Annotated in this window: 12 protein-coding genes and 1 pseudogene; 10 read left to right on the top strand and 3 right to left on the bottom strand. The window is 70.4% G+C overall.

What is annotated here, in order from left to right:
• The first annotated feature begins 3 nt into the window (after positions 1-3).
• Genes OG568_RS51495 through OG568_RS51535 form a run of 9 tightly spaced genes read left to right on the top strand, consistent with a single transcriptional unit; the run spans position 4 to position 19,003 of the window.
• A complete protein-coding gene (locus OG568_RS51495) occupies positions 4-1,866 on the top strand; it encodes a DUF4091 domain-containing protein (RefSeq protein WP_329537018.1) in 1,863 nt (620 codons plus the stop codon).
• Positions 1,863-5,528, top strand: coding sequence for a beta-galactosidase (locus tag OG568_RS51500; RefSeq protein ID WP_329537019.1), 3,666 nt, complete (start codon positions 1,863-1,865; stop codon positions 5,526-5,528). The genes OG568_RS51495 and OG568_RS51500 overlap by 4 nt, the downstream gene beginning before the upstream one ends.
• Positions 5,525-9,214 (top strand): beta-galactosidase, encoded by a 3,690-nt coding sequence (locus OG568_RS51505; protein WP_329537020.1) that lies wholly within the window; start codon positions 5,525-5,527, stop codon positions 9,212-9,214. The genes OG568_RS51500 and OG568_RS51505 overlap by 4 nt, the downstream gene beginning before the upstream one ends.
• Positions 9,214-10,404: a hypothetical protein gene (locus OG568_RS51510; protein WP_329537021.1), complete on the top strand. Its 1,191-nt coding sequence runs from the start codon at positions 9,214-9,216 to the stop codon at positions 10,402-10,404. Before OG568_RS51505 ends, OG568_RS51510 begins: the two co-directional genes overlap by 1 nt.
• A gap of 41 nt (positions 10,405-10,445) precedes the next feature.
• Positions 10,446-12,569, top strand: coding sequence for a GDSL-type esterase/lipase family protein (locus tag OG568_RS51515; RefSeq protein ID WP_329537022.1), 2,124 nt, complete (start codon positions 10,446-10,448; stop codon positions 12,567-12,569).
• A gap of 11 nt (positions 12,570-12,580) precedes the next feature.
• Positions 12,581-14,011, top strand: coding sequence for an alpha-L-fucosidase (locus OG568_RS51520; protein WP_329537023.1), 1,431 nt, complete (start codon positions 12,581-12,583; stop codon positions 14,009-14,011).
• An 8-nt stretch (positions 14,012-14,019) separates the two neighbouring features.
• Positions 14,020-14,964, top strand: coding sequence for a hypothetical protein (locus OG568_RS51525; RefSeq protein WP_329537024.1), 945 nt, complete (start codon positions 14,020-14,022; stop codon positions 14,962-14,964).
• The gene (locus OG568_RS51530) at positions 14,961-15,878 is read left to right on the top strand and encodes a beta-glucosidase (RefSeq protein ID WP_329537025.1); all 918 of its coding nucleotides are present in this window, start codon (positions 14,961-14,963) and stop codon (positions 15,876-15,878) included. The genes OG568_RS51525 and OG568_RS51530 overlap by 4 nt, the downstream gene beginning before the upstream one ends.
• 23 nt (positions 15,879-15,901) lie before the next feature.
• Positions 15,902-19,003, top strand: coding sequence for an alpha-N-acetylglucosaminidase (locus tag OG568_RS51535; RefSeq protein WP_329537026.1), 3,102 nt, complete (start codon positions 15,902-15,904; stop codon positions 19,001-19,003).
• Positions 19,004-19,426: 423 nt separating this feature from the next.
• Here OG568_RS51535 and OG568_RS51540 read toward each other — a convergent pair.
• From OG568_RS51540 to OG568_RS51550, 3 genes and pseudogenes are all read right to left on the bottom strand, one after another.
• Positions 19,427-20,487: pseudogene (locus OG568_RS51540) on the bottom strand (transposase).
• Between the two features lie 287 nt (positions 20,488-20,774).
• Positions 20,775-21,809, bottom strand: coding sequence for a LacI family DNA-binding transcriptional regulator (locus OG568_RS51545; RefSeq protein WP_329537027.1), 1,035 nt, complete (start codon positions 21,807-21,809; stop codon positions 20,775-20,777).
• An 11-nt stretch (positions 21,810-21,820) separates the two neighbouring features.
• A complete protein-coding gene (locus tag OG568_RS51550; RefSeq protein WP_329537028.1) occupies positions 21,821-22,867 on the bottom strand; it encodes a LacI family DNA-binding transcriptional regulator in 1,047 nt (348 codons plus the stop codon).
• Positions 22,868-23,190: 323 nt separating this feature from the next.
• On the opposite strand from OG568_RS51550, the gene OG568_RS51555 reads away from it, so the two are divergent.
• On the top strand, positions 23,191-25,476 hold the full coding sequence (locus tag OG568_RS51555) for a beta-glucosidase (protein WP_329538259.1): 2,286 nt from the start codon (positions 23,191-23,193) through the stop codon (positions 25,474-25,476).
• Positions 25,477-25,495: the final 19 nt, after the last annotated feature.

The following is a 25,495-nucleotide window of genomic DNA, read 5'->3' on the forward strand; positions in this document are numbered from 1 at the left end:
GCCATGTCACGCGTTCCCACCGCCGTCGCCGCCTTCGTCGCCGGCATTGTCATAGCCGCGACAACGACGGCGATCGCCGGTACCAGTACCCCGGACGCCGATGTCAACTCGAGATCCACGACCACCTGGCTGACCGTCAAGGTCGCCGACGCCATGGGCACCAGGAACACGATCACCTGGGTGCCCACCGGGTCCTTCGCCTCTTCCGCCGAGGTCCGGGTCCCGCGCTACCCGACCACCGCCATCCAGGGCAAGGACACCACGCGGCTCGCGCTCTCCGCCGTGCGCAACGAGCAGGTGTCCGCGCAGCTCGCCATCGCCTCCGGCCACGACCTGCACGACGTGAAGGCGAGCGTCGGTGACCTCGCCGGACCCGGCGGGGTGAAGATCTCCGGCTCGGGCACCCAGGTCAGGTTCGTCACATACGTGCCCGTGCAGCGCTCCAAGAGCGAGATGGACTGGTCGGCCACCATCGACCAGGTCAGCTCCGCCACCGAGGTGTCCGGGGACCGCGCACCGGACGTCGTCGGCGACGCGCTGCAGGAGGGCTCCTCGATCGACGTGCCCGCCTACGCGGCGCAGCCGCTGTGGTTCACCTTCCACATCCCGAAGTCGGCCGCCGCGGGCACCTATTCAGGCACGGTCGAGGTCACCGCCGACGACGGCACCAGGGTCACCTATCCGCTGTCCGTCGAGGTCGCGAAGGCCACCGTGCCGGACCCGAAGGACTACAGCTTCTTCCTGGACGTGTGGGCGCAACCGGAGACGATGGCGCTGAACAGCGGCGTCGAACTCTGGTCCGACAGGCACTGGAAGCTCATCGAGGCCTACGACCGGGACCTGTCGAGCCGTGGCCAGAAGGTCATCAACACCACCATCGTCGACAATCCGTGGCACCACCAGTGGTCGCTGGGCACCCGCCAGTCGCAGACGGCCACACCGTACTCCAGCATGGTCGCCTGGAAGTGGGACGGCAGCCGGTTCTCCTTCGACTTCTCCCGCTGGGACACCTACGTCCGGACGGCGTTGAAGTCCGGACTCGGCCCGGACATCGGGGCCTTCTCGATGCTGGCCTTCCAGGACGGCGAGCACCTCACCTACACCGACACCCACACCGGCAGGACCGTCACCGAGCCAGTCGACCTGGGCGGCGCCCGCTGGCGCGAGGCATGGGGGACGTTCCTGCCCGCGTTCGTCAGGCATCTGAAGACCAAGGGCTGGCTGGATCACACCTACCTGTCGTTCGACGAACGGCCGGTGGACACCATGACCGTGGTCAAGGACTTCGTCCACGAGGTGGCACCGGACTTCGACGACCGGATCTCGGTCGCCGGGTCGGCCGGCACGACGGACATCGCCTCCGACCTGTCTGTCAGCTGGGACACCATCGACCAGATGACGCCCGAGAAGGCGGCGGAGCGTCACGCGGCCGGCAAGATCACGACCTTCTACGTGTACGGCACCCCGGCCCACCCCAACACCCTGGCGTACTCCCCCGCCGTGGAGGCGCGGATGCTGCCGTGGATCTCCGCCCAGCGCCACCTGGACGGCTTCCTGCGCTGGTCGTACAACAGCTGGACGTCCGACCCCTTCTCGCAGCCGGTGTACATCTTCACCCAGGGCGACGAGTACCTGGTCTATCCCGGCAGGAACGGCCCGATGTCCAGCATCCGCTGGGAGCAGCTGAAGGAGGGCGTCGAGGACTTCGAGCTGATCGCCCAGTTGCGGAAGAAGGACGGCGGTAAGGACGACCCCGCCCTGACCGACGCCCTCACCACCGCGACCCGCGACCTCGACGGCCGCACGAAGAACGTCTCCGACATCGAGACCGCGCGGGCCGCCGTGGTGAAGGAGCTGACGTCATGAGGGGACGCCGGCGGGCTCTCCTTTCCGCCTTACTGCTCGCCGCCGGATGTCTGGGCAGCACGGCGGCCCACGGCGAGACCCGCGCGGCGGTCAGAGCGGCCTCGCCCCAGGCGCACACCGTCACCTACGACCAGTACTCGGTGAGGATCGACGGCAAGCCGCTGTACATCTGGGGTGCCGAGATCCACTACTTCCGGCTGCCCAGCCCGGACGCCTGGCGGGATGTGCTGCAGAAGATCAAGGCGGGCGGCTTCAACGCGGTCTCGCTGTACTTCGACTGGGGCTACCACTCCAGCAAGCCCGGCTCCTACGACTTCACCGGTATCCGGAACGTGGACCGGCTGCTGGACGAGGCCGAGCGGGCGGGCCTGTACGTGATCGCCCGCCCCGGCCCGTACATCAACGCCGAGGTCTCCGGTGGCGGCTTCCCCGCCTGGCGCAAGACCCGCACGGGAGTCAACCGCACCTCCGAGGCGGGCTATCTGGCCGATGCGCGGGAGTGGATGAGCCGGATCAACCCGATCATCGCCCGGCACCAGCTGACCCGGGGCACCGGCAGCGTGATCCTCTACCAGGTCGAGAACGAGTACCAGGGCGGTCGCCATGATGCCGACTACATGCAGATGCTCATCGACTGGGCCAGGGCCGACGGCATCGACGTCCCGACCTTCGTCAACGACGGCGGCGCCAACCAGAACTGGGTGAGCGGCAAGGGCGCCCCCGACATCTACGGCTTCGACGCCTATCCGCAGGGCTTCGACTGCTCCCACCCCGACACCTGGCAGAACCTGCCCGACTACAGCTACGTCAAGGCCTGGAAACCCCAGTCGCCACTGCTCATCCCGGAAGCGCAGGGTGGCGCCTTCGACCCCTGGGGCGGCACCGGCTACCAGAGCTGCGCGCAGCTCACCGGCACCGACTTCACCCGGGTGTTCGCCAAGATGAACATCGCCGCCGGGGTGACCGGCCAGTCCTTCTACATGACCTACGGCGGCACCAACTGGGGCTGGCAGGCGGACCCCAACGCCGTCTACACCTCCTACGACTACGGGGCCGCGATCAACGAGTCCCGGCAACTCACCGACAAATACCAGGAGTTCAAGCGGCTCGGCTATCTGGTCACCTCCGTCGGCTCGCTGGCCCGCACCGAAAAGGCCGACGCACCGGCCCCCACCGATGACGCGCTGCGCATCGACCACCGGGTCAATCCCGACGACGGCACCCAGTTCTTCGCCGTCCGGCACGCCGACACCACCGTGAAGACGACGAACAGCACCACGCTGTCGATCTCGGGGAAGGACGGCGACTACCCGCGGGTGCCCCAGCAGGGCTCCATCACCGTCGCCGGCCGCGACGCCAAACTCCTCGTCGCCGGTTACGACCTGGGCGACCAGCGACTGGTGTACTCCACGTCGGAGATCATGACCCACGCCCGGATCGGCGACCGCGAGGTGGCCCTGCTGTACGGGCGGCACGGCGAGGACGGCGAGACCGTACTGCGCTACGACGCGAAGCCGAAGGTCACCGTCCTCGACGGGGACGTCTCGGTGCGCTGGGACGCCGACCGCGGTGATCTGCGGCTGGACTACACGCACTCCGGCCTCGCCCGCGTCCTCGTCAACGGCCTGGAACTCCTCATCGCCGACGACGCCGAGACCGCCCACTGGTGGCGCCAGGACACCGACGCGGGAGCCGTCCTCGTCCGCGGCCCTTCGCTGGTGCGCACCGCCGAGGTGAGCGCCGATGGCACCTTGAAGCTGACCGGCGACTCCACGAAGAAGACGAAGATCGAGGTCATCGCCGACACCTCGACGGTGGCCAGGACGACCTGGAACGGCGAGGCCACCGCCGTCACCCGGTCGCCCCGCAGGGTGGACCTGCCGGCGCTGACCACCTGGAAGTACCACGACGAGGCGCCGGAGGCGGCCCCCGGATTCGACGACTCGTCCTGGACCACAGCTGCCCGTCTCACCTCGAACAACCCCGATCTCGACGGCTCGTTGCCCGTCCTCGCCATGGACGAGTACGGCTACCACCAGGGCAACGTCTGGTACCGGGGCCGGTTCGCCACCACCGGGCACGCGACGGCGCTCGCGCTCGACGCGAACACCGGACCCACGGGGCAGTACTCGGTCTGGCTCGACGGGGCCTACCTCGGCAGCTCCGGGGGCGGGGCACACACCTTCGCCATCCCGGTCGGGACGCTCAGCGGCAGCGGCGAGGACAACGTCGTCTCCGTGCTGGCGGTGAACGCCGGCAACAACGAGGAATGGGGCCACGACCACTCGAAGGAACCACGCGGCCTGATCAGCGCCGAGGTGGTCGGCGGCGCCTCGACCATCACCTGGAAGATCCAGGGCGACCTGGGCGGCGAGGACCCCGTCGACACCGCCCGCGGCGCCTACGACAACGGCGGGCTGTACGGCGAGCGGAGCGGCTGGTCGCTGCCCGGCTACCCGGACGGCGGCTGGGCCCGCACCACCCTGGCGGCCGCCACGGCGACGACGCATCCCGGGGTGCGCTGGTACCGCGCCACCGCCCGGCTCGACCTGCCACGCGGCCAGGACACCTCCATCGGGCTGGAACTCGGTGAGACGGCGGGCGCGCGCACGGCGCACCAGACGCTGATCTACGTCAACGGCTGGCTGATCGGCCGCTACCTGCCCGCCACCGGACCGCAGACCCGCTTCGTGATCCCCAAGGGCCTGTTGCGCGAGCAGGGTGAGAACACCATCGCCCTGGCCGTCTGGTCGACCGCCGACAACGCAGGCCCCGGCACGGCGAAGTTCGTCGACCTCGGCAGCGTCGCGGGCGGCATCGACGTAGGCACCGTGGCAGCACCCTGGTACCACGCGAAGACGTATGCCGTGCCGCAGGCGACGGCCCAAGTCACCGTGGACGCCGGTCCGTTCCTCAGCACCGGTGCGGCCGCCGAGGTCCCGGTCTCGCTGACGGTCCCGAGACACGCCGCCGCCGCACGGACGGTGAGGCTGTCGCTCACGGTGCCGGACGGTTGGACCGCGAAGGCCACCGGCCCGACCGGGTTCGCCCAGGTGAAGCCGGGCGCCACGGTGACCACGACGTACACCGTCACCCCGCCCGCCGACCCGGTCGCCTACGCCCTGCTGACCGCGACCGCGACGCTGCGGCAACAGGGCGGTGCGGGGACCGTCACAGGTGAACGCGCCGTCCAGGTGCCACCGCCCGGACCGGTCGGCAACACCTACCTCAGCGACCTGCCCCTGGTCAAAGCGGTGAACGGCTGGGGACCGGTCGAGAAGGACCTGTCCAACGGCGAGTCCGAGGCGGGCGACGGCCACACCCTCACCATCGGCGGCACCACGTACGCCAAGGGCCTGGGCGTGCACGCCGACAGCCAGGTCCGCGTCTACCTCGGCGGCGGCTGCACCCGGTTCACCGCGACCGCCGGGGTGGACGACGAGGTGGGCGACGGCGGCAGCGTCTCATTCCGGGTGGTCGCCGACGGCCGGACGCTGCTGGACACCCCGGTGGTGTACGGCACCGACGGCGGCACCGCCGTCGACGTGGACGTCACCGGCGCCGGCTGGCTGGACCTGCTGGCAGACGGGGGCGACGACATCTCCTCCGACCACGCCGACTGGGCCGTCGCCCGGCTTACCTGCACGGGAGGCACCGTATGAGGCTCGTGAGCCTGCTGCGCACCGTCTGGTCCGTCGCTCTGGCCGCCGTGCTGCTCGCCGCTCTCACTGCGGCGGTCCCGGCCGACCGGGCCTCGGCCGACTCCCCGGCGCGGTCGACTTCGGTCCACCAGGTCGGCTACGACACGTACTCCGTCACGATCGACGGCAAACGGGTCATGCTGTGGTCCGGTGAGTTCCACTACTGGCGGCTGCCCAGCCCGGACCTGTGGCGGGACGTCCTGCAGAAGATCAAGGCGAGCGGTATGAACGCCGTCTCGATCTACTTCGACTGGGCCTACCACTCCCCCGCCCGGGGCACGTACGACTTCACCGGCGTCCGTGACGTCGACAAGCTGCTCGACATGGCGCAGGAGGCCGGGCTCTACGTCATCGCCCGGCCCGGCCCCTACATCAACGCCGAGACGGACGGCGGAGGTTTCCCCGGCTGGCTGACGACCCAGAAGGGCCGCGCCCGCTCCACCGACGCGGGCTACCTGGACGCCGCCCACGAGTGGCTGCGCCACATCGACACCATCCTCGCCCGCCACCAGGTCAGCAACGACACCGGCCCGGTGCTGCTCTACCAGGTGGAGAACGAGCTGTACGACCCGGACGGCCGCGCCTACATGGTCGACCTGAGCAAGCAGGCGAGGTCCGACGGGATCACCGTCCCCCTCGTCGGCAACGAGCCGGAGCCGCAGTACGCGGGCGGTGAAGGGCTGGACTTCGTCGGGGCGCTCGACCAGTACAACACCTTCTGCCAGGGCCAGTGGTGGGTGCCCCAACTGACCCGCCCCGACGAGACGAAACCGCTCGCGGTCCTCGAAGCGGGCACCGGCTGGTTCCAGACCTGGGGAGACACCGGTTACGACAAGTGCCGGCAGACCGTGGGCCCCGCCTACCAGAAGATCGTCAACAAGGCCGAGATCATGCAGGGCGCCACGATTGAGAACCTGTACATGGCCTACGGCGGCACCAACTGGGGATGGCTGGCCGACCCGCGCCAGGTGTACACGTCGTACGACTACGGCGCCCCGATCACCGAGGCCCGCCAGACCGGCGCCGACTACGACGAGCTCAAGCGGCAGGGCCTGTTCTACACGACCACCGCCCCGCTGACCAAGACGGAGCCGGCCGAGGCGCCCGCCTCCTCCGACGAGTCGGTCGGCGTCACGGCCCGCGCCAACCCGGACACCGGGACGCAGTTCCTGTACCTGCGGCACGCCGATGCGATGGCCGACTCCGACACCACAACCAGGTTCAACTGGCGGACCCCGAATGGCACTTATCCGGTGAGCGTGCGGCTGAACGGGCAGACCGGCAAGATCCTCCTGGCCGGGTACGACCTGGGCGGACAGCGGCTCGTGTACTCCACCAGCGAGCTGATGACGAGTACGACCGCCGGCGACCGGGACGTCGCGCTGCTGTACGGCGCCGACGGCGACCCGGGGCAGACCGTGCTGCGCTACGCGTCGAAGCCCACCGTCACCGTGCTGGACGGCACGGCCAAGGCCGCATGGGACCCGGACCGCGGTGACCTGAAGCTGGACTACACCCACTCCGGTCTCACCCGGATCCTGGTCCACGGCGGCGGCCGCCCCGACCTGTTGCTGCTCATCGGCACCGACGACCAGGCGGCCGGCTTCTGGCGTCCCGACAGCGCGACCCTGGTACGCGGTGGCGAACTCGTGCGCACCTCCGCCGTCCGCGGGAGCACGCTCGCGCTCACCGGCGACGCGTCGAAGGCCGGGCCGCTGGAGGTGTTCGCTTCCTCCGCCGTACGGAACGTCACCTGGAACGGCAGCCCGGTCACCGTACGCCGCACGGCGTCCGGCAGCCTGTTCGGGTCCGTGCCTGGGCCCAAGGACGTGCAGTTGCCCCGGCTGACGTACTGGAAGAAGTCGACCGAGACGCCCGAGGCCGCAGCCGGCTTCGACGACTCCTCCTGGACGTACGCCGACAAACTGACCACCGACAACCCCACCCGGCCCGGCACCCTGCCCGTCCTGTACCAGGACGAGTACGGCTATCACTACGGATACGTCTGGTACCGGGGCCACTTCACGGCAACCGGCACCGAGAAGTCCCTGTCGCTCACCGCTTACGCGACCAATCCCGACACCTCCTCGCGGGCCGTCGGCGCCTACTCGGTGTGGATCAACGGGAAGTTCGCCGGGACCAGCGAGACCGGCCGCCACACCTTCCCCCTCTCCGCAGGGCTGCTGCACAAGGGAGCGGACAACGTCGTCTCCGTCCTGGTCGGGACGATGGGCCACAACGAGGACTTCGCCTACGCCGGCGACGACCACAAGCAGCCGCGCGGCCTGACCACCGCCTATCTCTCCGGCTCCGACGCCCGGATCACCTGGCGCGTCCAGGGCGCACGGGGCGGGGAACAGCCCGTGGACACCGCACGCGGCGCCATGAACACCGGCGGCCTGTACGGCGAGCGCTCGGGCTGGACCCTGCCGGGCTACCCGGACCAGAAGTGGAAGGACACCTCCTTGCCGGTGTCCGACACCACCCCGGGCCTCGCCTGGTACCGCACGAACTTCACCAGCCGTATACCGGCGGGCCAGGACGTCTCCGTCGGCGTCACCATCGCCGACGACGCCACGCGCGACTACCGGGCCCTGATCTACGTCAACGGCTGGCTGATGGGCCAGTACGTCAACGACACCGGCCCACAGCACACCTTCCCCATCCCCAACGGCATTCTGCGCGCCGACGGCAGGAACACCATCGCCATCGCCTCCTGGAACGAGGACGGAACCAGCGGCGACCTCGGCAAGGTGACACTGACCCAGCTCGGCAACGTCACCTCCTCCCTGCGCGTCGCCGACGTCAAGGCCCCCTCGTACGACCCCGCGGTCTACGCCCAGCAGGCCACCCCGGCGACGGTGGGCGTCGACGCCCCCGACACCGTCGAGCCGGGCAACACCTACCAGGTCACCGCCACCGTCACCGTGCCCCGCACGGGCCGGGCGTTGCGCGGCACCGCCCTCAGCCTGACGGGCCTCCCCGACGGCTGGGCAGCGACGCCGCAGGACCCGATACAGGTGGGCACCGTGAAACCGGGGGCCACGGCCGAAGCGCGGTGGACGGTCGGCGTCCCGGCCGACCAGGCGACGGACGCGGTCGTGGTCCTGAAGGCGAAGGCGTCCTTCAGCGGCGGCTCCGTGACCGGGGAGAAGGTGATCACCGCTCAGCCACCGCCGCCCACGGCCGGCGAGCACTACATCAGCGACCTGCCGTTCCAGTCCAGCAGCAACGGCTGGGGCCCGGTCGAACGCGACCGGTCCAACGGCGAGAACGCCGCGGGCGACGGCCTGCCGCTCACCCTGCACGACACCACGTACGCCAAGGGGCTCGGCACGCACGCCGCGAGCAGCGTCCAGGTCTGGCTCGGCGGCAGCTGCACCACCTTCCACGCGGCGCTCGGCCTGGACCAGGAGACGTACGGCCGCACCGACGGCCCGGCCACGGTGGACTTCACCGTCCTCGCCGACGGCGAACAGGTCTACGACAGCGGCACCGTGGACCGCGACGCGGACACCAAGGCGATCGACGTCGACGTCAGCGGAGCACGGCAGCTGGAACTCATCGTCTCGGACGCCGCGGACGGTAACGCCCTCGACCACGCCGACTGGGCGGACGCCAAGGTGACCTGCGGCGGAGGTGCCTGATGCCCATCGGGAGAGGAATCGTGCGCCGCGGCTCGGCGGCGCCGATCCTGGCCGCCCCGCTGCTCGGCACGGCTCCTGGCGCCGCGGGCTCCGGGCCGGTCACCTTCGCGACGCCCGGCTACGAACTGCGCGTCGCCACAGACCGGTTGACCCTCACCACGGTACGGGCGGGTCGGACTGCGCTGGCCACAGCGGCCGGGGCGTTCCGGTTCCGGACCGGCGGTGACTGGTGCCTCGTCCGGGAGGTCACCGACAGCAGCCGCGAGGGCGACACCGTGCGCGTCACCGCCGCCACCGATCTCCCGGACGTCACCGTGTACTTGAGGATCACTCTTCGGTCCGACCGGTACGACGTGAACTGGTCGCTGTCCGGGGCCACCGCCGACGTGCTCAGCACGGCGTACGACCTGGACAGCGCCGGCCATTGGTACGGGCACGGCGAGAACACCGACCAGACCGTCCAGCCGTGGCCGCTGGACTCGGGGCAATTGGTCGACACCGCGTTCAGCCCGGCGTCCTACCAGGTGGTGTCCCCCTTCTGGTACACCGCCGACGGCACCGGGCTGCGGGTCGACACCGACGAGCCGATGGACGTCCGCATCAACTCCGGCGGCAACGGGCTCGGCGAGTTCACCGTCGCCCGTGACCGTCCGGCCGCCTCCACGGTGTTCGTCGAGGACACCCCCGCCGAGGTCTACCGCGACCATCGTGCTGGTCGGCAAGCCCGAGCGCTCCGACACTTCCTACGCCCAGTACGCCACCCCGCTGTGGAACTCCTGGGCCCAGCTCCGCTGTTCTTCGACTTCCCGAAGGACGAGGCGGGTTACACGGTTGCCGACGAGTGGATGCTCGGCCCGGCCGTGCCGAAGCTCGACGAAGGCACCCCCCGGGACGTCTTCCTGCCCTCCGGTGTGTGGAGCCACGTCAACCGCGGCACGGTCGTCCGCGGCCCGGCGATGCTCAAGGCGTACGCGGCGCCGCTCGGGGTCACCCCGGCGTTCGTGAACCTCCGGGGCCAAGGGCGCCGCGAAGGCGCTCAAGGCGCTCCGCGCCGCCGGGGCGACACGGTAGGGGACGGCACGTGCATGCGATACGCAAAAGGACATGGACCACGGCGCCGAGTGAACGCTACGACCATCCGCATCCCCACGACGCCGGAACGAAGGCCTTCGCCGACTCCATCGATCTGACGACGCCCGGCCTCGGCCGTGGCTGTTCCTGAGGAGGACCTGTGCTCGGACATCTGCGTCGGCACCGAAGAGCCGCGACGGCGGCAGTCGTGGCGGCCATCCTGGCAGTGCTCCTCCCGGCGGCGCCCGCCGAGGCCGGTCAGCGGGCGTGGACGGGTACTTGGGCCACCGCGCAGCACGCCTCGTACGACCCGGGAACCTCGGAGGTGACCGTACGCATACCGGTGCGGGTGAGTGCCGGCGGGTCGCGTGTGCGGATCCGGCTGACCAACGGCTTCACCACCGAGCCCGTGACGATCGGGCACGCGACCGTGGGACGCCGGGACAGCAACGCCTCCGTCGCGAAGCCGTACCAGCTGCGGTTCGGCGGCAGGGACGAGGTGACGATCGCCGCCGGGGAGCAGGCGGTGAGCGATTCCGTCCGGCTGCCCGTGCCGGCCCGCAGCGATCTGGTCGTCAGCCTGTACTTCCCGGGCCGGCTGACCCACATCAGTCAGCACTGGATGGGGCTCCAGACCGTCTACTGGACGCCCGACGGCGGCGGGGACCATGCCGGGGACGCCGGTGGGGACGCCTTCACCAGGACCGACTCCACCTTCCCGTTCCTGACCGGTGTCGATGTAAGAGGCGGTGACGTGGGGGGCTCGGTGGTGGCGCTCGGCGACTCCATCACCGACGGGGCGGCCTCCACGGCGAACGCCGACCGGCGCTGGCCCGACTATCTGGCGGGGCGGCTGTCGGCCTGCTCGACCACCGCCGGAGTACTGAACGAGGGCATCAGCGGCAACCGGATCACGGCCGGGACCGACGGCAACCCGTCGGCACTGGACCGGTTGGAGCGCGATGTGCTGTCGCAGCCGGGCGCCCGGACGGTGATCCTCTTCGAGGGTGTCAACGACCTCAGCTGGGGCGGCGCCACCGGCGCTCAGGTGATCGACGGCATGAAGGAGATCGCGCGCCGCGCGCACGCCCGCGGGCTGCGGGTGATCGGTGCGACGGTCGTCCCGTATCGCGGCTGGGGCGACTGGTGGACCGAGGCCAAGGAGGCCGACCGGCAGCGGGTCAACACGTTCGTCCGGGACTCAGGCGGGGTCTTCGACGGCTATGCCGACTTCGACAGGGCGGTACGGGACCCGGCCGATCCCACCCGCTACGCCGCCGCGTTCGACTCGGGCGACCATCTGCACCCCAACGACATCGGGATGAAGGCGTTCGCCGACGCCGTCGACCTGGCCGGCCTCGGGGTGGCCCGCGACTGCCCCGCCGCCCGCGTCCGGCTCACCCCGTACCTGCCGAGCCTGCGGCCCGGGCACGGCTCGGAGATCACGGCGACCGTCACCAACACCGGCCGCAGCGCCGTCAGGGAGGTGAGTACCCGGCTCGCCCTGCCGGAGGGCTGGACCGCGACGTCGGACAGCATCGGCCGGCGCACGCTCGGCCCGGGCGACAGCACGACCGTGACCTGGACCGTCACCCCGCCGACAGACGCCCCGTGGGGCGCCGCGCGGATCGGTGTCGCGTCGTCCTTCCGCCAGAGCGGGCGCGTCCGGCACGACAGCGACAGCGTGGACGCCACCGTCGTCCCCGTCCCGACCGGTGTCCGGGCGCCGTACCTGACCACCGCCACCGCCGAGGGCGCCCAATACGCCCAGAACCGCGGGCAGTTCGCCATCTGGGCAGCCGGCCAGGACCTGGCCGGCTGGAAGGACGAGAAGGCGGCCGTCTACCTGCCTGGTGCCGCGCCGGCCACGGGCAGCGTCATCGCCCGCCTCGTCGGCCAGACCGGCAGCGGGCCCTCGGCCAAGGCCGGAATCGCGGTCGCCAACGACCTGACGGATCCCGCGAAGGGCGGCTACGCCGTGCTGACCATGTCCCGGCAGTACGGCGTGGAGTTCATGACCGACAGCGACGGCGACGGCAAGCTCGACACCTGGGCCGGCGGCGGCGCCTCCTACCACCCCGCCTGGCTGAAACTCGTACGCGACGGCAGCGCCTGCACCGCCTACGCGAGCACCGACGGATCCGCCTGGCAGCAGGTCGGCACCGCGAACGTGCCGTCCGCGAGCGGCGACGGGGACGCGGGCCTGGTCGCGAGCGCCGTCAACCTCGCCCACCCCGGCCAGACCACCACCGCCGTCTTCGACTCCTTCTCGACCACTCACTGAGAGGCAGTTCCTTGACCGTCAGCCGCAGAAGGTTCCTGACGACAGCCACCGCCCTCGGCGGGGCCGTACTACTCGCCCCGCCCGGCGCCGCACAGGCGATCGCCAACGGCAGCCCCGACTACCTCCCCACCAAGGCGTCCCTGGACACCCACCCCGTCCCCCGCTGGTACAAGGACGCCAAGTTCGGCATCTTCGTCCACTGGGGCGTCTACTCGGTCCCCGCCGGCTCGGCACGGCAGATGGCCGCCGAGTGGTACCTGTGGTACCAGAGCTCCAAGGACAACCAGACGTGGACGTACCACCGCGACACCTACGGCGAGGACTTCGTCTACGACGACTTCATCCCGCGGTTCACTGCCGAGAACTACGACCCGGACTCCTGGGTGCGGCTGTTCGAGCAGGCGGGCGCCGAGTACTTCACGCTCACCAGCAAGCACCATGACGGATTCGCGCTCTTCCCCAGCCAAGTGACAGACCGTCATGCCGGGAAGTACGGGCCGAAGCGGGACCTTGTCGGCGAGCTGATGGCGGCGGCGCGCAGGCGCGGCACCGTACGGCCCGGCCTGTACTACTCGCTCGGCGAGTTCTTCAACCCTGCGCTCGACCGGCCCATGAAGAACTTCTACACCGGACAGGAGATCCCCATGACCGGCTACAAGCCGGTCGACGACTACGTCGGGGACTACGAGCTGAAGCAGCTCTACGAGATCATCGACCGCTACGACCCCGAGTTGCTGTGGGCCGACGGCCAGTGGTTCCGCAAGACGGACACCACGCCGTGGCGCAGCGAAGAGCCGATGGCCCACTACTACAACCAGGCCATGAACCGCCCCCGGCCCAAGGGTGTCGTGGTCAACGACCGCTTCGACACGCACTTCGACTTCGCGACGTACGAGCAGCGCACCAACCCCACGATGGACCCGCAGAAGTGGGAGTGCTGCATCACCATGGGCTACTCCTGGGGCTACAACAAGTTCGAGCTGGACGAGGACTACAAGACCTCGGAGTTCCTCATCCACCTGCTCGCCGACGTGACCAGCAAGAACGGGAACCTGCTACTGAACATCGGCCCCAGGCCGGACGGCACGATCCCGGACATCATGGAGCAGCGGCTGCGCGACATCGGCGCCTGGCTGGACGTCAACGGCCCCGCGATCTACGGTTCCACGCCGTGGTTGCGGGCCGAGGAGGAAGGCAGCCCCCTCGGCATCCGCTACACCGTCTCTCCGGGCAGGTTCAACATCATCGTGCTGGGCTCCCCCAGCGGGACGTTGTCGGTGCCCGCCGACATACCCATCGGCGCCGAGTCTCGCATCCGCCTGCTGGGTCACCACGGGCCGCTGCGGTGGACGCGCGGCGACGGCAAGGTCCACATCCAGGTCCCTGCCACCCTGCCCAGCGACATCGCCAACACCTTCACCGTCGACTGGAACCGGAGGTGAGCCGCGTGATGACGCGTACGACGGCCGGGACCGCGCTCGACGCCCTCGGCCCCGCCCTGGCCGTCACCACCGATCCGGCCGACCCGGCGGGCGGCGACGCGATGACCGCCACCGCGGTTCTCACCAACACCTGCCCGTTTCCGCTCCGCAACGCCGTCCTTTACCTGATGGATCCGGGCGCCACGACCGCGACGAGGACGATCCCGCTCGGCGACCTGCGACGCGGCGCGAAGATCACTCGCAGCTGGACGACGAGGATGCCGACGGACGTGGCCGGGAACGTGTCGTTCACCGCGCACCTCGTCTTCGACGTCGCCGGGCGCAGCGCCGACTGCGCCCGGTCCGCCAGGACGTTCACCGTGCCCTACCGGCCGGTCGGGGTGCAGGATCCCTACCGCTCCTTCGCCACCGCCGACGGCGCGGCCTTCGCCCAGTACAGCAGTCAGCTGGTGATCTGGGCGGGTGGCCGGGACCTGTCCGGCGGCACGGACGAGAAAGGCGTCATCCACCTTCCCGGCGCCGCCACCAGTTCCAGCGCGGTGCAGGTCGAGACGGTCAGCCTGACCGGCAGCGACAACCCGTCGGCCAAGTACGGGATCGCGGTCGCGAACGACCTGACGGCGCCGGAGAAGGGCGGCTACGCGGTGCTCACCATGTCGAAGAGTTACGGCCTGGAGTTCATGACCGACAGCGACGGCGACGGGCATCTCGACACCTGGGCCGGTGGCGGCGCCTCCTACCACCCCGCCTGGCTGCGGCTGGTCCGCTCCGGGACCGCGTACACGGCGTACGCCACCGGCAACGGGCTGGCGTGGGACGAGATCGGCAGCGCGACCGTGCCGTCCGCGAGCGGCGCCCTGGACGCCGGGGTGGTGGCGAGCGCGGTGAACCTCAACTACCCGGGCACGACCGTGCAGGCCGTGTTCGACCACTTCACCGTGGAGGAGTCATGAGCACCGGCCGGACGCACCGTCAGACCTTCCGCCCCGACCAGGACTTCCTCACCCCGCCCGTCTCGCTCACCGTCTCACCGTCCGCTCCAGCGTCTGGCTCGGCCGTGACCCTGACCGCCACCCTCACCAACACCGCCCCGGTCGGGCTGCTAGGCACCGTTCTGTACCTCGCCGTGAACGGCACCGGACGGCCGTCCGCCCTCGGTCGCCTGGCGCCCGGAAGAGCGGCGACCCGCACGTGGCGGACCCGGCTCGCCGACGACGCCGAGGGCGAGGTCTCGTTCATGGCCCATGCCCTGTTCGACGTAGGCCCCGGCAGCTCCGACTGCACCCGCGTGTCCTCCTCGGTACTGCTGCCGTACCGGTCGCTTCCCGGCGCCTTCGACAACGCCGGCATCGCCTCCGACGACGCCCTCACCGTCGCCGACATCGACGGTTCGGCGTCCAGCCTGTCCGCGCAGGCACTGGCAGCGGCCGGGCTGACCCCGGGGGCGGCGGTCACGTACAACGGAGTGACCTTCACCTGGCCGGACACCCGGCCCGGGAACCTCGACAACGTGATCTGCTCCGGGCAGACCGTGCTGCTGTCCGGCTCGGGTTCCCGGCTGGCCTTCCTCGGCACCAGCACCTGGGGCGCGGGCAAGGGAGACGGCAAGGTCGTCTACGCCGACGGGTCCGAGCAGGCGTTCTCCGTCGACGTCCCCGACTGGTACGGGGCGAACGCGTCGGCGTCCGTCGTGCTGCCATACCGCCACATCGCCACGGGCCGCGACGACAACCCGGTCAGCCTCTACACCTTCGGCGTCGATCTCGACTCCGGCAAGGAGCTGCGGTCTCTGGTCCTGCCGAACGTGAGCGACGGTCTCCAGTCGGGTGTCGCCACTCTGCACGTGTTCGCGATGACGGTCGCCTGAGCGCCGGGAAGGACATGACGTTCATGAACGACAACCGAGGCATCACCCGCAGACGGGTACTGACGGGTGCGGTCGTACTGGGCGGCGCCACGCTACTGCCCCACGCGCAGGGCGCGTTCGCGTCCGGTGGCCGATTCGATCCGGCTCCCGCGGTGGCCGCGCTGCGGCGGCTCGTACCCGACCACCAGCGGCAGATCACCCTGCGCCCCGTCACCGGCGCGGGCGACCGGTTCCGTGTCACCGGCCGGACCGGGCAGATCACCGTCGAGGGCACCAGCCCGGCGGTGCTGCTCACCGGCTTTCACAGCTACCTGAGACAGGCCGCACACGCCTCCGTCTCCTGGAACGGCGAGCAGTTGGACCTCCCCCGGCTGCTGCCCGCGCCCGGCGGGGAGATCAGCGGATCGGCGAACGTACCGCACCGGTTCGCCTTCAACGACACCAACGAGGGCTACACGGCGCCGTACCGGCACTGGGACGCGTGGGAGCGGGAACTCGACGTGCTCGCCCTGCACGGCGTCAACGCGGTGCTGGTCTACATCGGCGGCGACGCGGTCTACTACGACACGTTCCGGAAGCTCGGCTACTCCGACGCCGAGGTGCGGGCCTGGATCCCCGCCCCGGCCCACCAGCCCTGGTGGCTGCTGCAGAACATGTCCGGTTTCGGCGGCCCGATGTCCCGCAGGCTCATCGAGGAACGGGCGGCCCTCGCCGAGAAGGTCATCGGCCGGGTGCGGGAGCTGGGCATGACGCCGGTACTGCCGGGATACTTCGGCACCGTGCCGGACGGGTTCACCGACCGGCACGGCGGCGACGCGGCGATCGTCCCCCAGGGCACCTGGGGAGCCTTCAAACGCCCCGACTGGCTCGACCCCCGCACCTCGGCCTTCACCGAGGTCGCCGCCGCCTTCTACCGGAGTCAGGCGCGGCGGTTCGGCGACAGCACGATGTACAAGATGGACCTGCTGCACGAGGGCGGCAACGCCGGTGACGTACCGGTCGGCGACGCCGCGAAGGCCGTCGAGACCGCGCTGCAGACCGCGCACCCGGGTGCCGTGTGGGCGATCCTGGGCTGGCAGACCAACCCGTCGAAGGCGATCCTGGAGGCCGTTGACAAGAGCCGGATGCTCGTCGTCGACGGCCTGTCGGACCGCTATACGACGGTGACCGACCGAGAGAGCGACTGGGGCGGCACTCCGTACGCCTTCGGCAGCATCTGGAACTTCGGCGGCCATACCCCGATCGGCGCCAACGCTCCCGACTGGGTGGACGTGTACCCGAAGTGGCGGGACAAGGAGGGCAGCGCGCTCGCCGGGATCGCCGCGATGCCCGAGGCCGCCGACAACAACCACGCCGCCTTCGCGCTCCTGACCGACCTGGCCTGGACGCCCGGCGGCATCGACCTGGACGACTGGTTCGCCGCCTACGCGGAATCCCGCTACGGCGCCGCCGACCGGCACGCCGTCGCCGCATGGAGGACGATCCGCGACACCGCGTACAACATGACGCGCGCCGACTCCTGGAGCGAGGCCCCCGACGGCCTGTTCGGCGCCCGGCCGAGTCTCGGCGCGACCAAAGCAGCGGCCTGGGGCCCGGAGTCCGACCGGTACGACACCACGGTGTTCGACACCGCCCTGACCGAACTGCTGCGCGTCCCCGCCACGTTGCGCGCCGGCTCCGCCTACCGGTACGACCTGGCCGACGTGGCCCGGCAGGTGCTGTCCAACCGCAGCCGGATACTGCTGCCGCAGATCAAGACGGCGTACGAGGCCGGGGACCGGGGCCGCTTCGACCAGCTGGCAGCGGTGTGGCTGGACTGGATGCGGCTGATGGACCGAGTACTGGCCACCAGTGAGCAGCACCTGCTGGGGACGTGGCTGGCCGACGCACGGTCCTGGGGCGCTACCGGCGCCGAGAAGGACCAACTGGAGTACGACGCACGGTCGATCATCACCACCTGGGGCAGCCGCGCGCAGAGCGACGAGGGGCTGCACGACTACGCCAACCGGGAGTGGTCCGGGCTGGTCGGCGGACTCTATCTGACGCGCTGGCGTACGTACTTCGACGAGCTGTCGGCGGCGCTGAAGAAGGGGAAGGAGCCCGCGGCCATCGACTGGTTCGCGCTGGAGGACACCTGGGCACACCGGCACGATGCCTACCCGGTCCGGGCCGCCGGGGATGCGCACCGGCTCGCCGGCCTGGTCCGCGACACCCTGGCCGCCGACCCCCACCAGACGACCCTGGCCGCCTCATCCGACCGGGGCTCGGTGTCGGCCGGTCGGCCGGCCACCGTCACCGTGACGTTCACCAACCGCAACGGCTTCGCGGCGGCGACCGGTGTGACGCTGTCGGTCGACCCGCCGGACGGCATGTCGGCAAAGCCGGCCGGCGCGGTGACGGCCACCTCAGTGGCGCCGGGCGAGTCGTTCTCGGCGTCCTTCACGGTCGCCCTGACCGGGGCGGCCGCCGGGAAACTGGTGTCCAGAGTGCCGGTAACAGCGGCGTACCGGACGGGCGCCACCGCCGGGTCGGCGTTGGCAGCGGTGTGGCTGCTGGCGGGAACAGGCGTCGAGGCGCCATACCGTACAGCTTCGTTCAACGACGCGGTGTTCGGCGAGTCCGGGGACACGCTGGCCGTCGAGGGCGGCGGCGCGGATCTGTGGGGCGCCACGAACGAGTTCGGCGCGGTCTACCGGGCGGGCGCCTTCGGCGACAGCTCGGTCGCCACAGTGACAGTCACCTCACAGGACGCCACCGGGGGTTGGGCGCGCGCCGGGCTCATCGTGCGCAACGACCTGTCGGACGACGGATCGGCCGGGTACGTCAATCTCGCGGTGACGCCGTCCAATGGGTGCGCGCTGTCGTGGGACGCGGACGGCGACGGCCGGTTCGACTCCATCGCGCTCTCCGGGGCGTTCACCGCGCCGGTGCGACTGCGGCTGACCAGGTCCGGCGGCTCGTACATCGGCGAGTGCAGCACGGACGGCATCAACTGGACCAGGGTCGGCACCGCCACGCCGGCCGGGGCGGCGGACAGCCAGGACGCCGGGGTCTTCATGACGGCGGCGAACGGCTGGACCGGCACCCGGGGCGTCGCCACGTTCGAGGGGTTCACGGTCGCCTGAACGTTCCCATACAGGTCCATGTCTCCGATGGCGCCGCTCTGGCTGAAGATGCCGGCGCGGCGCCGGTGCTTGTGCGGGGCGTCGGGCAGCAAGGCGCTCGCGGGGCATGACTGACAGCACCGCGGACTTCGGGTCCGACTCGCCAACGCCTCATGGCCCCGGAGATCAGAATGTGGATCACGACCCCGCAAGTACCCGAATTCGAGGCAGTCACCAGATCCGCCGGACAGAACCTAGTGTCCTGCGCCAGTAGGTGATCGTTAGCCTCGATCTTTCGTGACGGCTTGCCGGTTCATCTGGTGGGCCGTTTCGGCTTGTTGGATGGGGTGCGGGCAGGTCAGTGGCCCGGCTGTCGCGTCGGGTGGGCGCGGGTTCCACGGCTCCGGTGTGCGGGTTCTGGTCGTAGGGGTGGGTCGCTGCTGGTCAGCCTGGGTTCGGGAGGGCCTGGAGTCGTTCGATCGCGTGGGTGATCACGTTGGTCCAGGGCCAGTGCGTCGCGAATTTCAGGTGTCGGCGACGGGCGGTGGTGACGAGCTGGGCGGCGGCGGAGAACAGGCGGAGCCGCAGGCGGCGGGGCTCCCAGAGTCGTGCCTTGCCGGTCAGGGCGAGCATCGGCATCCAGGCGAGCAGGTCCAGGGCCAGCTGGACGATCTCCAGCCAGATCTGGTTCTGGGCGATGTCGTGGAGGGGCAGATTGCGCAGGCCGGTGGAGCGGGCGGCGCGGATGCGGTCCTCGGCTCTCGCCCGCTGGCGGTGGCGCAGTTCGAGGGCGGCGATCGGGACGCTGGTGGTGTTGGTGGCGAAGCAGGTCAGCCGCAGTCCGGCGGCGTCGATGAAGCGCAACCGGGCGCCGGGGTGCGGGCGTTCTTTGCGGACGATCAGCCGCATTCCCTTCGGCCAGCCCTTGAGGCAGTCGCCGTCGAGTTCGGCGACCCAGGCGCCGTCACGGACTTCTCCGCCGGGTTCGGTGGCCGCGGTCCAGGCCGAGGCGGGAACCTTCAGGACGGCGTGGGGGATCTGCTCGGTGATGGTCATGCCGACCGAGTACGACAGCCACCAGCCGCACTGGGCCAGCCAGGCCACGAACTCGTGGGTGCCGCCGCGGGAGTCGGTCCGGATCAGGGTCTGACGCCCGCGCCGGTAGTTCTTCGGCAGCTGGGCCAGGGCGAATTGGGCGGTGGTGAGGCGGGAGACGGTGGGATCGGAGGCCACTGGACCGAACACGGCCGGCTCGGCCCGCAGCATGCCCACGTCGGCCAGACAGTCTCCGCCGAGCGCGACTGCCAGGACTACATCCAGCAGGATCTTCCCCGGATCGTGTATCGCCCGCGCCTTGCGCCACGGTGCCAGAGCCGCCGATATCGCCTGCTCCAGCCCGGTCTTCCGGCCGTTTCCACTAGCAGGACGCCTCCCGCCTGCGAGACCGCCGCCCGGCCGCTACCCTCGACGCAGACACGCGGGTAGGACCCCATACGCTTCTTCACCTGGGAAGTGCCTCCGGCGGTGGCAGGAACAAGGACCTCGACAATCCTCATTCTTGCTGGTCAGAGGCACTTTTCGTTTGTCTGACCACCCGTCGGACACCACGCTTCACGAAAGCGCGAGGCTCAATGCCCACTCAGACCTCGTCGACCGGGGCGAGGGAGCTGAGATCCACGGCGGCGCCGTATGCCGGCCGCGGCGCCGACTCGGCGACTTTCCGTGGAGTGTCGCGCCGACTGACCAGGACGGGCTTCGGTGCGCCTCACGCGGAACGGCTGCCGCCGGGTCTTCAGCTCCCATCGAGGAGCGGAAACAGCCTGCGGCCGTCGTCCTTGGCGGCCGGACCGGTCGACTTCCTGACGACGAGGTCCACCGACATGTCGAGTCGGACGGGAGGCAGTGACGGGTCGTCACTGACACTGCCCAGTACGCGGATGCTTTCGGCGGCCATGTCCTCGAACGGTTGGCGCACGGTGGTCAGAGCGGGGGCTGACGACCTCGCGGCGTCGATGTCGTCGAATCCGACCACCGAGACGTCCTCCGGAACCCGCAGTCCGCGCTCGGTGCAGGCTTCGATCACGCCCAGGGCCTGAAGGTCGTTGCCGGTAACGAAAGAGGTCGGGGCACTGTCGCTGTCGAGAAGGGTGTGGGCGGCGCGCCGGGCAGGCTCCGCCTGGAAACGCACGGAACGGATCAATGCGCGGTCCGGGCGGATGTTCGCCTCGCGCAGCGCCGAAAGATACCCCCCGAAGCGAGCGCGACAGCAGACCAGGTCCAGCGGTCCGGTGATGAGTGCGATTCTCCTGTGGCCCAGACCCGTGAGGTGGTGCGCCGCCAGCGCCCCGCCACGCCACTGGGTGGCTCCGACGGCGTTCATCTCCGCGGGAGCGTCGCCGATCGTGTCGAGGACAACCGTGGGCAGACGGGCCTCGGCCAGTCTGCGCCGGACGTCGGGCGGGACCGGAGACAGGACGAGTACGGCACCGGCCGGCCGGTGGGCGAGCAGGTGTTCCAGCCAGTCGGGGGCACCGTCGGCATGGCTGACCGTGAGCGGCCGGCCGGCCGCGCGGAGCACGGCGGAGAACCCGCGCAGCAGCGGCGCGTTGAGGGCACTGCCCACACTGCCGAACACCACCTCCACCGATCCGTGGCGCGGTGCGCGGCGGTGCCACTGGTAACCGGTTGCCTCGACGGCGTCCATGACGCGTCGCCGCAGTTCGGCAGAGACTCCCGGTCGGCCGTTGAGCACCTTGGAGACGGCACTCTGCGAGACGTTGGCGATCTCGGCCACCGTGGTCATCCGAACGGTCGTCCGCCCGTCCATCCCGGTCTCCTTCACGGGGTCGCCGGGCCGGCCGAGGGGTTCCCCCCGACGGCCTTCGGCGGCTCGGTGCTGTCCCGGATCACGAGCGAGGTCGCGAGCTCGATCCGCCGCCCCAGCGACGAGCCGGGCCGTGCCTGCTCCTGCGCGATGAGCCGTACTCCTTCCGCCGCCATTTCCGCCAGGGGCTGGCGGACCGTCGTCAGCGGAGGGGCGAGCATCGTGCAGATCGCCGTGTCGTCGAACCCGACGACGGAGAGATCTTCGGGGATCCGCAACCCCCGCGCGCGGGCCACCTGGTAGACGCCGGCTGCCTGCCCGTCGGAGCCCGCGAAGACGGCGGTGGGCGGGTCCGGGAGGTCGAGCAGCGCGGCGCCGTGTTCCACACCGCCGGTGATGAGGAAGTCCCCGTAGCGGGTGAGAGCGGGGTCGGGGGCGAGCGAGAACTCGCGGTGCGCGGCGAGGTAGCCCTCGTGCCGCTCCCGGGTGCACTGGATCTCGGGGGGACCGCCGATGAACCCGATGCGCCGGTGCCCGAGTTCGAGGAGGTGGCGGGTGGCCGCGGCGCCTCCCGACCAGTTCGTGGCCCCGACCGTCGGAATGGTGGGTTCGCTGGTGCCCACCGGGTCGAGAAGGATGAGCGGCGCCGACAGATCGGCCAGCGCGGCGATCTCGTCGTGGCGGGCTCGCGAGAGCACGAGGATCACGCCGTCCGTAGGGCGCGTGCGACGGACGGCGATCCAGTCGCGAATGCTGAAGCGCGGATGGCTGGTGGACGTGAGCGCGAGTGTGTACCCGAGACTGAACGCGGCCATCTGCACCCCGGATATGAGCTCCCCGGCCCAGGGCGAGGTGACCCCCTCGATGAGGACGTCGAGGATGCCGTCCTGCGGCTGCTGGCGCCCCTTGCGCAGCACATAGCCGGTTTCCTTCGCCGCCCGTGTGACGCGACGGCGGGTCTCCTCGGAGATATCCGGTCTGTCGGCGAGGACCCGCGACACCGTGGAGATGGAGACTCCCGCCGCTTTGGCCACCGCCGCCATCGTTGCCCGACCGGTCATGTCGGATCCCTCCCGTAGAGCACTCCGACGGTACGTCCGTACCGCAAATTCCCGCAATAATTGACGGAATATTCCGTCACCGCCCCATGCAAACAGCGTCTGAGCCGCATGTTTGGAAGCATGGTCTTGACGCCTCTTTTTACCCCCAATTAACGTCCGCGTCACAGATCTTCCGCAACTCTTGCAGCTGGTTGCGGACATGTATGTGCCGGGAGTTGCGGGATAGCCCGCCGAACGCGGAGAAGTGATTCGTGTCTGCCCTCAATGACGAAGCGGTCGAGCTCGACCACGACCGGGTCGCCGTCCCCGAACTGATCGCCGCCATGACGTTGGACGAGAAGCTCGCCCAACTCGTCGGCCTGTGGCAAGGAGTCGACCGTGACGGCGGTGCGGTGGCTCCGCTGCAGGACGCGATGGACACGGTGGAGCAGGGCTTCGCTGAGTTCGCCGCGCAGGGTCTTGGCCAGATAACCCGCCACTACGGCACCCGGCCACTGGATCCCTCCGAGGGACTGTCGGCGTTGGCGGCCAAGCAGCAGTGGCTGCGCAAGAACACCAGGCTGGGCATCCCCGCGATCGTCCACGAGGAGTGCCTGACCGGACTGGCCGCGTGGAAGGCCGCCACCTACCCCGTGCCGCCCGCCTGGGGCGCCACCTTCGACCCGGCTCTCGTGGAACGGATGGCGGCGCGCATCGGCCGCGTGATGGCGGGCCTCGGCATCCACCAGGGGCTGGCGCCGGTGCTCGACGTGATCCGGGACATGCGCTGGGGGCGGGTGGAGGAATGCATCTCGGAGGATCCGTACCACGTCGCGCTCACCGGGGCCGCCTATGTCCGCGGTCTGCAGAGCGCGGGAATCGTGGCCACCCTCAAGCACTTCGTCGGGTACTCCAACTCCCGGGCCGGTCGCAACCTCGCCCCCGTGCACGCCGGAGAACGCGAAGTCAGAGACGTCCTGGAGTTCCCCTTCGAGGTGGCCGTGCGCGATGCGGGGGCGCGCTCCGTCATGAACTCCTACGCGGAGATCGACGGCGTGCCCGTCGCCGCCAGCGCCGGTCGTCTGACCGCAACGCTGCGCGAGGAGTGGGGCTTCGACGGCACCGTGGTCGCCGACTACTTCGCCGTGGCGTTCCTGCAGACGTTGCACCGGGTCGCCGAGAACGCAGGCGAGGCGGCGGCCCAGGCCATCACCGCGGGCATCGACGTCGAACTGCCCACGGGAGTCACGTATCTGCAGCCGCTTCAGGAGCGCATCGCCGACGGCCGCCTCTCCATGGAGGTCGTCGACCGGGCGCTGGAACGGGTCCTGAGGCAGAAGGCGGAACTCGGCCTGCTCGACGCGGACTGGGCTCCCCCCTCGGGACCGGCACCCGACCTGGACACGGAGGAGGACCGGCTGCTGGCGGCCTCGATCGCCGAACGCTCCCTGGTCCTGCTGCGCAACGACGGTCTCCTGCCCCTGGGCGACGGCGCCCCGGCGCCCCGCACCATCGCCGTCATCGGTCCGAACGCGGAGTCCGTGCCCGCCCTGTTCGGCTGCTACTCCTTCATCAATCACGTGATGCCGCAGCACCCCGACATCGAACCCGGTCTTCGGGTGGAGACGGTCGAGTCCGCGATACGCCGTGAGTTCGACCGCGCCAAGATTCTCACGGCGCAGGGAACGGGCGTGGACGACGGAGCCACGGAAGGCATCCCGGCCGCCGTCGCCGCGGCATACGACTCCGATGTCGCCGTTGTGGTGGTGGGTGACCGCTCCGGGCTCTTCGGGCGGGGCACGAGCGGGGAGGGATGCGACGTAGACGACCTCGAACTCCCCGGTGCGCAGCGGGCCCTCGTCGAGGCGGTCATCGCGACCGGAACCCCGACGATCGTGGTTCTGCTGACGGGTCGCGCGTACGCGATCAACTGGATGCTCGGCGGGGCCGCGGCCGTGGTGCAGGCCTTCTTCCCCGGGGAGGAAGGGGCGGCCGCCGTCGCCGGCGTGCTCAGCGGACGCGTCAACCCGTCCGGCCGCATGCCCATGAGCCTGCCGCGCGGTGCCGGCGGCCAGCCGTACAGCTATCTGCATCCGCCGCTGGGCGCCGCGAGTTCCGTGACCAGCATCGACACCGCACCGCCGGTTCGGTACGGATTCGGGCTGAGTTACACGGAGTTCGCCTACGAGGACTTCGCGGTCGGGGCGCGCGAGGTCGACGCCGCCGACGTGATCCGCTGCGCGGTCACCGTACGCAATGCCGGGGACCGCGGTGGCGCGGAGGTCGTGCAGCTGTACGCGTCCGACCCCGTGGCCTCCGTCACGCGTCCACTGGCTCAACTCGTGGCGTTCGAGCGCGTGTTCCTGGAGCCGGGGCAGTCCGTCCGGGTCCGCTTCGCCGTGCCCACGCGGCTGTTGGCGTTCACCGACCGCGACGGGCGCCGGATCGTCGAACCCGGTGAGATCCGCGTCAGCGTCCGGCGCGATGCTGGTGACGTGATCAGCGAAGAGACCCTCCGGCTCACGGGAGCCGTGCACCACGTCGACGGAACGGAGGCCCGTATCAGCACCGTCACGGTCTCCGCCCCGTCGTCGGCCAACGCCGCGCGGCCGTTGGAGGAATCGGTATGAGCGGCCTTTCCGGCGCCCA

This window comes from Streptomyces sp. NBC_01450 (assembly GCF_036227505.1).
Classification (GTDB): Bacteria; Actinomycetota; Actinomycetes; order Streptomycetales; family Streptomycetaceae; genus Streptomyces.